This window comes from Streptomyces sp. NPDC016677 (genome assembly GCF_055562815.1).
Genome location: NZ_JBVHEO010000001.1, coordinates 214,264 through 227,749, shown reverse-complemented (window position 1 = coordinate 227,749; position 13,486 = coordinate 214,264). Strand labels below are relative to the sequence as shown.

Genomic DNA, 13,486 nt, shown 5'->3' with positions numbered 1-13,486 from the left:
CGCGCGAGCGGGGGGCCTTTTCATGTGCCCGCAAGCCTCTCGCGCGCCGGGGGCACCTCATCCGGGCGTGATCTTCACCGTCCAGGCCCCCGACACCGTCCGCCCCTCCACCTCCACCCGTACGCCCTCCCCCGGCACCGTGAAGCTCTCGCCGAGGGCGACCGGCGCGTCGGCGAGCGGCGGGTAGACCGAGTCCTCCCAGCAGGCCCCGCTGCGAGGGTGGGCGTCGATCACCTCGACCGGCCCGCCACCGGACTCCGCCCCGCTGCGCACCCGGTACACCAGCACCCCCGCCCGGCAGGCGGCGACGTCGTTGCCGACCGGACCGCGCGCCTCGAAGGCGAGGACCTCGTCGGCCCCGGTGCGGACGACCGCGAGCTTGGTGCCCCGGCCCAGACCGAAGGCCGGCGCACCCGCCGCCCCCGTCACCGGCACCCCGGGCCCCGCGCCCAGCGGCTCCAGGGTGAGCCGGACCGGTCCGGCGCCCCGCACACACGCCACCTGCCTGGGCTGCAACCACCCCAGCTTCCACTTGTGCCAGCCGAACAGGTCCGGCGCCAGCGCGAACTGGCTGCCCATCAGGTCCCAGTCACCGACATGGGTGTCCCAGTCCCCCTTGCCGTCCACGGGCCGGTGGTACAGGTCCGGCAGGTCGAAGACGTGTCCGGTCTCATGGGCGAGGACCAGCCGGTCCGGCGGATGGTTTTCGAACACCGTGACGACCCGCCGGATGTCGGTGCCGTCCGCGCGCAGCGGCGTCTCCAGGTTGACGACCTTCGTGGCGTCGGAGTCCACGCCGGGCGCGTCCGGGTCGGCGACGAAGTACACGACGTCGTAGCGGGAGAAGTCGACCCGGTCGTCGGCCGCGGCCAGCGCGTCGCGCAGATAGGCGGCGCGGTGCCCGGCACTCCAGTCCCGCTGTATGGCGTACGCCGTCGACGGGCGCGGCATCCGGACCCAGTTCCGCAGCGGGTGCGGGCGCAGCGTGAACGTGCCGTAGGAGGCGCGCTGGAAGAACCGGGTGGTGGCCGGGAAGTGGTCGGCGGCCAGCTCCCGGGGCGCGGCCAGGGGGCGGGAATCCGGGAAGGACAGGAACACCATCACCGCGTCCAGCGCGCGGGCCGGCCGCGGATAGGCGGCGTTCCAGGTGTCCACGCCCTCGGAGTGGTGCGCCTCGGTGCGTTGCAGGGCGCACGGCTCGGGCGAGAAGGGTTCGGCCACCGAGGGGGCGGTGATCAGGGAGGTCGCGGCCAGCGCCGAGAGGGTGGTGGCCACGGCCGCGGTACGGCGCAGTCTCGGCCAGGCTCCGCCGCCCGGCCGGCCGCCCGCGCCGAGACCCTTGAGGGCCTCACGGGGAAGTCGCCTCGGGCGGAGCGGGCGCGGCACATGGACCTCCGGGTGCGGTTCGCGGAACACCGCACCCAGCTTGTGCATATTTGTCGTACTGCGCCCTGTTCGCATGGGCCGGACGGGTGAGCCGTCGGGGAATTGCCGAAAGTGGCCCGTTCCCCCCACTCACGGAACGTCACAACTGGTCGGGGGTGTTTAGAACCCGGCCAGCTGCGAGCAGAAACGATCTGTCAGGAGGGTCCGGGGGAACCGGTGACCGCTGTGCGGCTGGAAGGGCCGGGAGCCACCCTCTATGATCGGCACACTTTCCTGCACGGACAGAGATCGAGGCACTGCGGGAGCTAGCGGTGAGCGGAACGTCCGAAGGGCCGGCGCCCGCGGCAGACCTCGACAGGTCGGCCGTCACGGAGCGTGACATCGAAGTGGCGCCCAGTGCTGCGCACGCGGGTCGCACGGAGCCCCCGGCCCGTGCGGAACCCCCGGCCTACCGCTCGGCGTTCACGGCGGCGCCGCTCGCCATGGCCGTCGTCGACCCCGACGGGATCGTCGTCAGCGCCAACGACACCCTCGGCGCCCTGTTCGGCGCCCCGCCCCAGGCGCTGGCCGGACGGTCGGCGGCGGACCTGGTGGACCTCGCCGGCGACCCCCGGGCCTGGCGCGCCTACCGCGAGGTGCTGTGCGGGCGCCGGCCCCGGCTGCGCTGCACCCGCCGGCTGAAGCGCCCCGACGGCGAGTTCCTGTGGGCGCAGATCACCGTGGAACCCCTCACCGGGGGCGCCGGGCTGCTGCTGTCGGTCGCCGACATCAGCGCCCGGCACGAACTCCAGGCCCGGCTGCGGCACTTGCAGATGCACGACCCGGTGACCCGGCTGCCCAACCGGACCCTGTTCTTCGAACGGCTCACCGCCGCCCTGGAACCGGAGTCCTACGAGGGCGGCACCGGCCGGATCGGGCTGTGCTACCTCGACCTGGACGGCTTCAAGGCCGTCAACGACACCCTCGGCCACCGCGCCGGTGACCGGCTGCTGGCAGCCGTCGCCGAGCGTCTGACGCACTGCGCCGAGCAGGCCGCGCAGCCCCGGACCGGTGCCGGTGCGCCGCTGGTGGCCCGGCTCGGCGGCGACGAGTTCGCCCTGCTGGTGGAGGGCTCCACGGGTACCGATCAGCTCGCCGACCTCGCCGAGTCGGCGCTGACCGCGCTGCGCGAGCCCGTCGACCTCTCCGGCCGTCTCGTCTCGGTCACGGCATCGGTCGGCGTCGTGGAACGCCACGCGGCCGGTACCGACCCCACCGCCCTGATGCAGGCCGCCGACACCACGCTGTACTGGGCCAAGGCCGACGGCAAGGCCCGCTGGACCCTCTTCGACCCCGAGCGCAACGCCCACCGCATGACCCGCCAGGCCCTGGCCGCCACGCTGCGCCCGGCGATCGAGCGCGGCGAGTTCGCCCTGGAGTACCAGCCGCTGGTCAGCATGGAGGACGGCCGGCTGCGGGGCGTCGAGGCGCTCATCCGCTGGAAACATCCTCAGTTCGGCGTACTGGCGCCGAATCGGTTCATCGCACTGGCGGAGGAGGACGGCTCGATCGTCCCGCTGGGCCGCTGGGTGCTGCGCACGGCGTGCGAGCAGGCGCGACGCTGGCAGCTCGACCACCCGGACGAGCCACCGATCTTCGTCAGCGTCAATGTGGCCGTCCGTCAGGTCTGGGACTCCGACCTGGTGGCGGACGTGGCCCGCACCCTGGCGGACACGGGGCTCGCCCCCGAGCTGCTGCAACTGGAGCTGACCGAGTCCGCGGTGATGGGCTCGGCCGGCCGGCCGCTGCAGGCCCTGAAGGCACTCAGCGACATGGGCGTGCAGATCGCCATCGACGACTTCGGCACGGGGTACTCGAACCTGGCGTATCTGAGCCGCCTGCCGGTCTCCGTCCTGAAGCTGGACGGCTCCTTCGTCCGCGGCTTCCAGTACGACGCCCGCGGCGCCGAGCGGGACGGGGACCCGGAGCGGGACGGTACGAGTCCGGCCGACGAGGTCATCGTCGAGGCGATGGTCCAGCTCGCCCACCGGCTCGGCCTGACGGTCACCGCGGAATGCGTGGAGACCTCCGACCAGGCCACCCGGCTGCGCCGGATCGGCTGCGACACGGGACAGGGCTGGCTGTACTCCCGCCCCGTGTCCCCCGACCGCATCTCCGAACTGCTGGTTCAGGCGGTCGCGGGCAAGCCGTAGGCGTCGGCGATCAGCTCGTAGCTGCGCAGGCGTACGTCGCCGCCGTGCGCGTTGGCGGTGATCATCAGCTCGTCGGCGCCGGTCCGCTTCTGGAGGTCGTCGAGGCCCGCGCGGACGGCGTCCGGGGTGCCGTGGATGACGTTGCTGTTCCAGGACGCGACGAACTCCCGCTCCATCGGACTGAAGTCGTACGCCTCGGCCTCCTCCGGCGTCGGCACGAGGCCCGGCCGGCCGGTGCGCAGCCGCACCATGTTCAGCGCGGCGGCGAGCACCTGGCGGCGGGCCTCCTTCTCGTCGTCGGTGGCGAGGGCGGAGACGCCGATCAGCGCGTAGGGCTCGTCGAGGACCTCGCTCGGCCGGAAGTTCTCCCGGTACAGGTCGAGCGCGGGGAGGGTGTTCTGCGCGGAGAAGTGGTGGGCGAAGGCGAACGGCAGGCCCAGGGTGGCGGCGAGGCGGGCGCTGAAGCCGGAGGAGCCGAGGAGCCAGACCGGAGGGCGGTGCGGGGACTGCACCCCGCCCGGCGAGGTCGCCTGCACGGGGCCGGGTACGGCGTGGATACGACCGTAGGGGTGCCCGTCGGGGAAGTCGTCGTCGAGGAACCGGGTCAGCTCGACGAGCTGCTGCGGGAAGTCGTCGGCGCCCTCGTGGAGGCGGTCGCTGCGGCGCAGGGCGGCGGCGGTGGCGCCGTCGGTGCCGGGGGCGCGGCCGAGGCCGAGGTCGACGCGGCCCGGGGCCATGGCTTCGAGGGTGCCGAACTGTTCCGCGATGACGAGCGGGGCGTGGTTGGGCAGCATGACACCGCCCGAACCGAGGCGTATCCGGTCGGTGTGCGCGGCGAGGTGGGCGAGGATCACGGCGGGCGAGGAGGAGGCGACGCCGGGCATGGAGTGGTGCTCGGCGACCCAGTACCGGTGGTAGCCGCGGGCCTCCGCGAGGCGGGCGATGTCCACGCTGGTGCGCAGGGCGTCGGAGGCGGTGCGGCCGGCGCCGACGGTGACCAGGTCCAGGACGGAGAGGGGGGTGGGGGCGGTGCCGTGCGTGGTGCCCCGGATTTCCCCCGCGGCGTCTGTGGACATGGACATGGTGGGGTGCCTCCTGCTGTTCGGGGTCGTTCACTCGCCCGGGGTTCAACGGGAGGGGGTGGCCGGGTATTCCCTACGGCGTCGGAGGCGTGGCCGTGGGGGCCGCCCGCTTCTTGTCAGTGTCGTGCTTCCACGGCCCGCCTCAAGGGCGCTCCGCTGACGCTCCGCGTCGGCTGCGCCGATGGGCCTGCGGCCCACCCTTGACCCGGCCCGCTCCAGCACGGGTCAGAAGCGAGCGAGCGGCCCAGAAAGCCGGTGGCCCCACCCGCGAGTCCCCCGACGCCGGTTACCTGGTACCCGACGTGGCGGGTGCGCGCTCGCGCCTCGCCGGCACGCCGGGCCGTCTCGGCGGCCATCCCTCCGTACGGGGTGCGGGCTGGGGGGGGCGTGGCGGCGGTGTGGCGGCGGTCCTCCGGGTACCTCTCCTGAAAATGGATGACACTTCGGGCCGAAGTGTCATCCATTTTCAGGAGAGGTACCCGGCACCCCCACCGGCTGTCCCCCCACCTCCCCGCACACCCCGTACGGGCCGGTGGTCGCCGAGACGGCCCGGCGTGCATGTGAGGTGCTGTCGCGCTTCCCTCACGCCGGGCGAGGGACAAGGGAGCGGCTGGGCCCGTTGCCGGGAGGGGGACCGCTTTCCCCGGGCCGCTCGCTCGCTTCTCACCCGTGGAAGCACGACACTGACCAAGAAGCGAGTGGCCCCGACGCCCACAACTCGATGTGCGGATCGGCCAGCGGTTCGGTACGATCATCACACGCTGGTCGACGGAGCAACTCCGAACAACCGGCACTGCGTTGGTGGTCCAAGGAAAGACGCCCCGCTTCCTGCGGGGAGATGCAGGTGCAAGGCCTGCCCGGCGCTCCAGAGCAAGACGACAGAACCCCGGTACCGCCTCGGCGGACCGGGGTTCTTCCGTGTCAGCCGAGCTTCGCGGCCTGCGCCTCGATGACCGCCGTAGGCTGGTCGAAGGCGTCACCCCGGGTGACGGCCGCGATGTTGAAGGACGAGAAGCCCGCGAGGGTGGAGCCCTGGCGGAAGACGGCGACCTTGGTCTCGATCTCCTCGCCGTCCACCTTCTCCTGGACCGTCCAGGCGACGGCGTCCTCGCCCGCGGAGATCTTGTCGGTGACGATCCCGGTGACCTGCTCCTTCTCGCCGTCGTCCGTCAGGGAGAAGCCCCCGGCGCACTTCTCGCCGGCCTCGCGGATCGCGGTGAGGGCCTGCTCGGCGCCGTCGGCGTCGTAGGACCACAGGGAGGTCATCGTCTTGGTGATGTCGAGGGAGTCGATCGTCGCCTCCTCGGCCTCCTTCTCGGACATCTGCGCGAGTTCCTCCATCGACGGCATGCCCTTCTTGGCCGCCGCGGACTCCAGGGTGACCAGCCGCTGCGTGCTCGCCGCGGGCTCCGCGACGGGCAGCGCCCTGAGCACCTTGGCGACGGGCTCGCACTCGGCCTTGTCGGCGGAGACCGCGTCAGGGTCGGCCACGTCGTCCTTGCCCGGCTTCGCGGCCGTCTCGCCCTTCAGGTCGGCCGTGGTGACCACCAGCTTGTCGAGTTCGGCGGCGGTCAGCGCCTTCGCGGCGGGCTTCTCGGACGCCGCGGCGGTCCCCTTCGCCTTCTTGTCCCCGTCCTCGCCGCCACCGCCACCGCAGGCGGTGACGAGCAGGGTCAGCGTGACCGCGGACGCGGACAGGACGGTACGGCGGACGGCGGTGGCTCGCATGGTGCACTCCCTGATCAATGCCCTGTGCACAGGTTCGGCACAGGGTTCACGCGGGCAAGACCGCCATGAACCGTTCAAGGTTGTACGGCGTGCGCATTCGACGTTCGTACGATACGATCATCATGCGCTGGTCGACGGAGCAACTCCGAACAACCGGCACTGCGTTGGTGGTCCAAGGAAAGACGCCCCGCTTCCTGCGGGGAGATGCAGGTGCAAGGCCTGCCCGGCGCTCCAGAGCAAGACGACAGAACCCCGGTACCGCCTCGGCGGACCGGGGTTCTTCCGTGTCACAGGGGCTGACGTGACCTCACGCCTGGACCAGCGGCTCCCGTGTGAACAGCGCGCCCAGTTCCGGCGCGTTCACCCTGCGGTCCGCCAGGCGCAGGGCCTCCCAGACCGTGACCTGGTTGGCGGTGAGGACCGGCTTGCCCAACTCCTCCTCCAGCGACGGGATGTACGCGGCCGTGCGCAGGGCCGTGCCGGGGAGGAGCAGTACCTCCGCGTCCGGATGGTCGGCCGAGCGGGCCAGCGCCAGCACCTCCGCCTCGCCCCACGCGGCGACCTCCGCCGCGGTCACGACGCCCGCGCCGCTGACGGCGACGACCTCCAGGCCGGCCGCGCGCAGGAAGTCCGCGAAGAGACCGGCCACGTCCTGCGGGTACGTCGCGCCGATCGCGACCCGGCGCGCCCGCAGTTCCCGTACCGCGTGGACGAAGGCGAAGGACGTGGAGGAGGCCGGCATGCCGGCCGTCGCCGCCAGGGCGCGGACCTGTTCGTGGGCGCCGTCCCAGCCGTGCCCGAAGCTGCCGCTGGTGCAGGCCCACACCACGGCCTCGGCGCCGGCGTGCCGCAGTTCCTGCACGCCCGCCGCGAGCCGCGCGGGCGAGCCCATCTCCAGCAGCGCGTCCACGCGGTGCGCGTCCTCTCCGATGTCGGTGTGCACCAGGTCGACCCGGATGTCGCTGCCCAGGAGCTGCTCGATGCGTGGGTAGTCGTCCTCGCCGGAGTGGCCCGGGTACAGGAATCCCAGTGCTGTCATGTCCACCCTTCCTGCTGTCGTTCCACCACGGGGGCCGGGCCGCGCCGCCGGATCGGCCGGCGCCTGACACGGCCCCACGGCACGGGTACCCAGTCGGCGCAGTGCCGCCCACATCGTCACTTGGTTGGCCGAGATCACCGGGAGGGGCGGCCGGCCCCCGGTCGCGGCGTCACGCCGAGTGACGAGCGGATAACGCGTCGCGCGCACGGCCGTGTTGACGAAGGTATGTTCCGGTGCGAGCGTGGTTGATCCGCCCGCGTCACCGCGAGGTCAACAGCTGATTGATCCCCCGATCCCGGAGGCACGCTGCCGATGGCCCGACCCGCCGTGCTCGTCCCCGACGCCTCGCCCCGGCCCGGCTCGGCCGGCTGGCCGGGCGCGCGAGCGTCGAGTACGTGGACGGGGCCGGGCTCGGCGCGCGGCTGCCGTCCGCCGATGTGCTGCCGGCGTGGGACTTCCGGTCGGACGCCGTGCGCCGGGCCTGGCCGGGCGAGGGTCCGCGCCCGCGCTGGGTGCACACCGCGAGCGCGGGCGTGGACCACCTGATGTGCCCGGTCAGCGGTGCCGCGGCCACCGCCCGGTCGGCACGGGCCGGCAGCCGGTCCAGATCCTCCGGTCCGCGCACCCCGGGGCGCGCGGACCGGCCGACCCGCGCCGTCCTGACACCGAGCGCCCCCACGTTGGTCAGCGCCGTGTCGGGGGCGGGCAGCGCCGCGGCGGCCGCGCTGGACGTGTTCGCGCACGAGCCGCTGTCCGACGACAGTCCGCTGGGGGACGTCCCCGGTCTGATCGTCTCCCCGCACACGAGCGGGGACACGGTGGGCCGGCGGGACGGACTCGGCGCTCAGGTCGTGAGGTTGTCCGTTCTGTGGGCGGCGGGGCGGCCGCTGCCGAACGTGGTCGACGAGGACCGCGGGTACGTACCCGGACACTGACTCCCGGGAGGGTGCATGACCGAGCACGAGCACGACCTCACCGCAGTGCGGCTTCTCGACGGCTACCGTACGGGTGCCCTCAGTCCCGTGGAGGTGACCCGGGCGGCCCTCGCGCGGGCCGAGCGGGCGCGGGCGGAGGTGAACGCGTTCGTGCGCATCACCGCCGAGGAGGCGCTGGCGCGGGCCCGGGAGTCGGAGGAGCGGTGGCGGCGCGGGGAGCCGCGCGGACGGCTGGACGGGGTGCCGGTCACGGTCAAGGACCTCCTGCTGATGCGCGGCCACCCGACGCTCAAGGGGTCCCGGACCGTCTCCGAGAAGGGTTCCTGGGACGAGGACGCGCCGTCGGTGGCCCGGCTGCGCGAGCACGGCGCCGTCTTCCTCGGCAAGACGACGACATCCGAGTACGGCTGGAAGGCCGTGACCGACTCGCCGCTCTCCGGCGTGACCCGCAACCCGCACGACCCCGCGCGTACCGCGGGCGGCTCCAGCGGGGGCGCGGCGGCGGCCGTGGCGCTCGGCGCGGGGCCGCTGGCGCTGGGCACGGACGGCGGCGGCAGTATCCGTGTCCCGGCGTCGTTCTGCGGGATCTTCGGGCTGAAACCGACGTACGGCAGGGTCCCGCTGTATCCGGCGAGCGCCTTCGGGACCCTCGCCCACGTGGGCCCGATGACCCGGGACGCGGCCGACGCGGCGCTGATGCTGGACGTCATCGGGGCGCCGGACGCCCGGGACTGGTCGGCGCTGGCGCCGCCCGGGCGGTCGTACACGGAGGCGCTCCGGGACGGGGTGCGCGGGCTGCGGGTGGCGTACTCCCCCACGCTCGGCGGGCAGGTGGCGGTGCGGCCGGCGGTGACGGCGGCGGTGCGGCGGGCGGTGGAGCGGCTGGCGGAGCTGGGCGCGTACGTGACGGAGGCGGACCCGGACGTCACCGACCCGGTGGACGCCTTCCACACGCTGTGGTTCAGCGGGGCGGCGCGGGTGGCGCAGCGGCTGGGGCCGCGGCGGCGGGAGCTGCTCGACCCGGGGCTGCGCGAGATCTGCGGGCAGGGCGCGCGGTACTCGGCGCTGGAGTATCTCGCCGCGGTGGACGTGCGGGTGGAGCTGGGCCGGCGGATGGGCCGCTTCCACGAGGTGTACGACCTGCTGCTCACCCCGACGCTGCCGATCACGGCGTTCGAGGCGGGCACGGAGGTGCCGAAGGGGTCGGGGCACCGGCGGTGGACGGGGTGGACGCCGTTCACCTACCCCTTCAACCTGACCCAGCAGCCGGCCGCCACGGTCCCGGTGGGCCGGGACGGCGACGGGCTGCCGGTCGGGATGCAGATCGTGGCCGCCCGGCACCGCGACGACCTGGTGCTGCGGGTGGCCCACGCCCTGTACGAGGCGGGCGCCGCCTCGTGACCGGGCGGAGAGCCGGGTGAGCGCGGAGACGGTCGTCGCGGTCGCCGCCACCGTCATCGCGCTCGGGTCGCTCTGGGTCAGCTGGGCGCAGACCAGGGCGACCCGGCTGCACAACCGGCAGTCGGTCCGGCCGCTGCTGCGGATCCGGCGGATACGGCAGGACGGCCTGGTCGGGCTGAAGCTGGTCAACGCCGGGCTGGGGCCGGCCGTCGTGACCCGCAGCGCGGTGCTGCTGGACGGCGTGGCGGCCGGGGAGTGGAACCGGGAGGTCAAGGAGGTCCTCTTCTCCCCCGGCCTGTGGCCGAAGACGTACTCCCTGCGGGCGGGTTCCGTCGTGCTCGCCGGGCAGGAGACGTTCCTGGTGCGCCTGGACGGGGACGACACCGGCCGGCTCCAGGAGTTCTGGAGCCTGATCGACCGGCGGCTCGTCATCGAGGCCGAGTACGAGTCGTTGTACGGCGGTGAGGGCTTCTTCGTGACGTCGGCCAGGCCCGCCGCCGGAAACTGAGCGCTTCCCCGTCCGGGGCCGGAAGGGCCCGGCGGCGGGGACGGGCCGGAAAAGACCGGCATAACTTTCCCGGAGTCGGGAAGGCGCGCGCCCATGGCTCCACCACACAGAACCCCGTCACGGGGACGAACGGACCGTAAGTCCGGGATATCCGGACCCAGTCGCCGAACGCTGCTCGCGGGGGTCGCGGCGCTCGGCGCAGTGGGTGCCGCCGGGTGCTCGCGGGTGGCCACCGCGTCGGACACCGAGGGCGGTGACCTCCTCGACCGGCTCCGGGCGCAGGGCGTGGCGCGGCTCGGTATCGCCGGTGAGATCCCCTTCGGGTACATCGACAAGGACGGTGAGCTGACCGGCGAGGCGCCGGAGCTGGCGAAGGTCGTCTTCAAGCGGCTCGGCGTGGACCGGGTGCAGCCGGTGCCGACGGAGTTCGGCTCGCTCATCCCGGGGCTGGCGTCGCAGCAGTTCGACGTCGTGGCGGCCGGGATGTACATCAACCCCGACCGCTGTGAGCAGGTCATCTTCTCCGACCCGGACTACCAGATGCTCGACTCCTTCATCGTGCGCAAGGGCAATCCGCTCGGCCTCCACGACTACCGGGACGTCGTCGAGAAGAAGGCCAGGTTCGCCACCGGCACGGGGTACGCGGAGATCGCCTACGCGGTGGAGGCTGGGTACGAGGAGAGCGAGATCCTCATCGTCCCCGACCAGGTGGCCGGACTGAACGCCGTCGAGGCCGGGCGCGTGGACGTGTTCGCGGGGACCGCGCTGACCACCCGCGAGGTGGTGAAGAAGTCCAGCAAGGCCGAGGTGACCGAGGCGTTCAAGCCGATCGTGGACGGCGAACCGCACGTCGACGGCGGCGGGTTCTGCTTCCGGCCCACCGAGACCAACCTCCGGGACGCCTTCAACGAGGAACTCCACAAGCTCAAGGACAGCGGTGAACTGCTCCGCATCCTCCGGCCGTTCGGGTTCACCGAGGACGAGATGACGGATCTGACCGCGAAGGAGCTGTGCGGCGGATGACCTCGGGACTGTGGGAACTGGTGCTCCAGGGCGTCTGGGTCACGGTCCAGCTGCTCGTCTGCTCGGCGCTGCTGGCGACGGCCGTGTCGTTCGTGGCCGGCGTCGCGCGCGTCCACCGGCTGTGGGTCGTCCGCTTCCTGGCGGGCTTCTACACCGAGGTGTTCCGCGGGACCTCGGCCCTGGTGATGATCTTCTGGGTGTTCTTCGTGCTGCCCCCGGCCTTCGGCTGGCAGCTGGTGCCGCTGTGGGCGGGCACGCTGGCGCTCGGTCTGACCTACGGGGCGTACGGCGCGGAGATCGTGCGCGGCGGGCTCGGTGCCGTCGATCCGGCGCAGCAGGAGGGCGGCATCGCGCTCAGCTTCACGCCCTGGCAGCGGATGCGGCTGATCCTGCTGCCGCAGGCGGTGCCGGAGATGATCCCGCCCTTCTCCAACCTGCTGGTCGAACTGCTCAAGGGCACCGCCCTGGTGTCGGTCATGGGCATGGGTGACCTGGCGTTCAGCGGGAACCTGGTGCGCCTCGCGCTCCAGGAGAGCGCGGAGATCTACACGTACGTCCTGCTGATCTACTTCGTGATCGCGTTCCTGCTGACGCGGGTGATGCGCGGGCTGGAGAAGAAGCTGAAGGCGGGTGTCGGCAAGGCGCCGCGGACGAGGAAGACGGTCGTGCCCGAGCCGGCCGGGATCGAGGCGGGCCTGCGATGAACTGGGACTGGAGCGCCGTCTCCGACTTCATGCCGCACTTCTGGGACGGTCTGCTGGTCACCTTGCAGATCCTGGTCCTGGGCTCGGTGATCTCGTTCGTGCTGGGCCTGGTGTGGGCGCTGCTGATGCGGACGCCCTCGCGCTGGGTGACCTGGCCGGTGGGGGTGGTGACGGAGTTCGTCCGCAACACCCCGCTACTGGTGCAGCTGTTCTTCCTCTTCTACGTGCTGCCCGAGTGGGGCGTCACCGCCTCGGCGATGACCACCGGTGTCATCGGCATCGGCCTGCACTACTCGACGTACACGATGCAGGTCTACCGGGCCGGCATCGAGGCGGTGCCCGTCGGCCAGTGGGAGGCCGCGACGGCGCTGAACCTGCCGCTGCGCCGGACCTGGACCGCGGTGATCCTGCCGCAGGCCGTGCGCCGGGTGGTGCCCGCCCTCGGCAACTACGTGATCTCCATGCTGAAGGACACGCCGATGCTGATGGCGATCACCGTGCTGGAGATGCTCGGCGAGGCACGGCTGTTCTCCCAGGAGACCTTCCGCTTCACCGAGCCCCTGACGGTGATCGGCATCGCCTTCATCGTCATCTCCTACCTGGCCTCCCTTGCCCTGCGAGCCCTGGAGCGACGCCTTGCCCACTGACACCCTCCCCCAGCCCGAGAAGAGCCCCGAGAAGAAGCCGGCCGGGTCCGGTGAACTCATCCGCCTGGAGAAGGTCACCAAGCGGTTCGGGACCAACACCGTCCTGGACGACCTCGACTTCTCCGTCGACGCCGGCAAGCACGTCACCCTGATCGGGCCGTCCGGGTCGGGCAAGACCACGATCCTGCGGCTGCTGATGACGCTGCTCAAGCCCGACGAGGGCACCATCACCGTGGACGGGCAGCATCTCTTCCCGGCGCCCGAGAAGCAGGTCCGCGAGGTCCGCAAGAAGATCGGGATGGTGTTCCAGCAGTTCAACCTGTTCCCGAACATGTCGGTGCTGCGCAACATCACCGAGGCGCCGGTCACCGTGCTCGGCATGTCCAAGGACGAGGCGGAGGTGCGGGCGCGGGAGCTGCTGGACCTGGTGGGCCTGGCCGACAAGTGCGACGCCCGCCCGACCCGGCTCTCCGGCGGCCAGCAGCAGCGCGTCGCGATCGCCCGGGCGCTGGCGATGCGCCCGCAGGTGCTGCTCCTGGACGAGGTGACCTCCGCGCTCGACCCGGAGCTGGTCGCGGGCGTGCTGGACGTGCTGCGGGACATCGCGCGCTCCACGGACATCACGATGCTCTGCGTGACCCACGAGATGAACTTCGCCCGGGACATCTCCGACCAGGTACTGATGTTCGACTCGGGGCGGGTCATCGAGGCCGGTCCCCCGGAGAAGATCTTCAGCGAACCGGAGCACGACCGCACCCGGGAATTCCTCAGCGCGGTCCTGTGACCACCCACCGTCACCTGCCCCGACGTCCGCGGCCGCGGGCGCCGGGGCTTCCCTTTG

At 72.4% G+C, this 13,486-nt stretch carries 11 protein-coding genes and 1 pseudogene; 8 read left to right on the top strand and 4 right to left on the bottom strand.

The genetic code is table 11. The features are described from left to right. Positions 1-57: 57 nt before the first annotated feature. Positions 58-1,434 (bottom strand): M6 family metalloprotease domain-containing protein, encoded by a 1,377-nt coding sequence (locus ACZ3IG_RS00980; RefSeq protein WP_467427799.1) that lies wholly within the window; start codon positions 1,432-1,434, stop codon positions 58-60. A gap of 263 nt (positions 1,435-1,697) precedes the next feature. Here ACZ3IG_RS00980 and ACZ3IG_RS00975 point away from each other — a divergent pair, with 263 nt between their 5' ends. Further along, positions 1,698-3,578: a putative bifunctional diguanylate cyclase/phosphodiesterase gene (locus ACZ3IG_RS00975; RefSeq protein WP_467427797.1), complete on the top strand. Its 1,881-nt coding sequence runs from the start codon at positions 1,698-1,700 to the stop codon at positions 3,576-3,578. Here the strand turns inward: ACZ3IG_RS00975 and ACZ3IG_RS00970 are convergent. From ACZ3IG_RS00970 to ACZ3IG_RS00960, 3 genes are all read right to left on the bottom strand, one after another. Further along, positions 3,554-4,654 (bottom strand): LLM class flavin-dependent oxidoreductase, encoded by a 1,101-nt coding sequence (locus ACZ3IG_RS00970; RefSeq protein ID WP_467429141.1) that lies wholly within the window; start codon positions 4,652-4,654, stop codon positions 3,554-3,556. The two genes, ACZ3IG_RS00975 and ACZ3IG_RS00970, sit on opposite strands and share 25 nt — an antisense overlap. Positions 4,655-5,581: 927 nt before the next feature. After that, on the bottom strand, positions 5,582-6,388 hold the full coding sequence (locus ACZ3IG_RS00965; RefSeq protein WP_467427795.1) for a hypothetical protein: 807 nt from the start codon (positions 6,386-6,388) through the stop codon (positions 5,582-5,584). 307 nt (positions 6,389-6,695) lie between these two features. Further along, on the bottom strand, positions 6,696-7,427 hold the full coding sequence (locus tag ACZ3IG_RS00960; RefSeq protein WP_467427794.1) for a maleate cis-trans isomerase family protein: 732 nt from the start codon (positions 7,425-7,427) through the stop codon (positions 6,696-6,698). 312 nt (positions 7,428-7,739) lie between these two features. Here ACZ3IG_RS00960 and ACZ3IG_RS00955 point away from each other — a divergent pair. The 7 genes and pseudogenes from ACZ3IG_RS00955 to ehuA all read left to right on the top strand — a co-directional run bounded on the left by ACZ3IG_RS00955 (position 7,740) and on the right by ehuA (position 13,429). Next, a pseudogene (locus ACZ3IG_RS00955) lies at positions 7,740-8,362 on the top strand (NAD(P)-dependent oxidoreductase). A gap of 15 nt (positions 8,363-8,377) precedes the next feature. Beyond that, on the top strand, positions 8,378-9,763 hold the full coding sequence (locus tag ACZ3IG_RS00950) for an amidase (RefSeq protein WP_467427793.1): 1,386 nt from the start codon (positions 8,378-8,380) through the stop codon (positions 9,761-9,763). A 16-nt stretch (positions 9,764-9,779) separates the two neighbouring features. Then, on the top strand, positions 9,780-10,271 hold the full coding sequence (locus ACZ3IG_RS00945) for a hypothetical protein (protein WP_467427792.1): 492 nt from the start codon (positions 9,780-9,782) through the stop codon (positions 10,269-10,271). Between the two features lie 93 nt (positions 10,272-10,364). After that, positions 10,365-11,294, top strand: coding sequence for an ectoine/hydroxyectoine ABC transporter substrate-binding protein EhuB (ehuB, locus tag ACZ3IG_RS00940; protein ID WP_467427791.1), 930 nt, complete (start codon positions 10,365-10,367; stop codon positions 11,292-11,294). After that, positions 11,291-11,998, top strand: coding sequence for an ectoine/hydroxyectoine ABC transporter permease subunit EhuC (gene ehuC, locus ACZ3IG_RS00935; RefSeq protein ID WP_467427790.1), 708 nt, complete (start codon positions 11,291-11,293; stop codon positions 11,996-11,998). Before ehuB ends, ehuC begins: the two co-directional genes overlap by 4 nt. Next, positions 11,995-12,645 carry an ectoine/hydroxyectoine ABC transporter permease subunit EhuD gene (gene ehuD / locus ACZ3IG_RS00930; protein ID WP_467427789.1) on the top strand — a complete coding sequence of 217 codons (651 nt, stop codon included), beginning with the start codon at positions 11,995-11,997 and terminating at the stop codon, positions 12,643-12,645. The genes ehuC and ehuD overlap by 4 nt, the downstream gene beginning before the upstream one ends. Further along, on the top strand, positions 12,635-13,429 hold the full coding sequence (gene ehuA / locus ACZ3IG_RS00925; RefSeq protein WP_467427788.1) for an ectoine/hydroxyectoine ABC transporter ATP-binding protein EhuA: 795 nt from the start codon (positions 12,635-12,637) through the stop codon (positions 13,427-13,429). Before ehuD ends, ehuA begins: the two co-directional genes overlap by 11 nt. The last annotated feature ends 57 nt before the right edge of the window (positions 13,430-13,486 follow it).

What these genes read in the sequence shown, in the direction of transcription:
- ACZ3IG_RS00980 (WP_467427799.1), bottom strand. Translation starts at nt 1,434, where the DNA reads ATGCACAAGCTGGGTGCGGTGTTCCGCGAACCGCACCCGGAGGTCCAT.
- ACZ3IG_RS00970 (WP_467429141.1), bottom strand. Translation starts at nt 4,654, where the DNA reads ATGTCCACAGACGCCGCGGGGGAAATCCGGGGCACCACGCACGGCACC.
- ACZ3IG_RS00965 (WP_467427795.1), bottom strand. Translation starts at nt 6,388, where the DNA reads ATGCGAGCCACCGCCGTCCGCCGTACCGTCCTGTCCGCGTCCGCGGTC.
- ACZ3IG_RS00960 (WP_467427794.1), bottom strand. Translation starts at nt 7,427, where the DNA reads ATGACAGCACTGGGATTCCTGTACCCGGGCCACTCCGGCGAGGACGAC.
- ACZ3IG_RS00950 (WP_467427793.1), top strand. Translation starts at nt 8,378, where the DNA reads ATGACCGAGCACGAGCACGACCTCACCGCAGTGCGGCTTCTCGACGGC.
- ehuB (WP_467427791.1), top strand. Translation starts at nt 10,365, where the DNA reads ATGGCTCCACCACACAGAACCCCGTCACGGGGACGAACGGACCGTAAG.
- ehuC (WP_467427790.1), top strand. Translation starts at nt 11,291, where the DNA reads ATGACCTCGGGACTGTGGGAACTGGTGCTCCAGGGCGTCTGGGTCACG.
- ehuD (WP_467427789.1), top strand. Translation starts at nt 11,995, where the DNA reads ATGAACTGGGACTGGAGCGCCGTCTCCGACTTCATGCCGCACTTCTGG.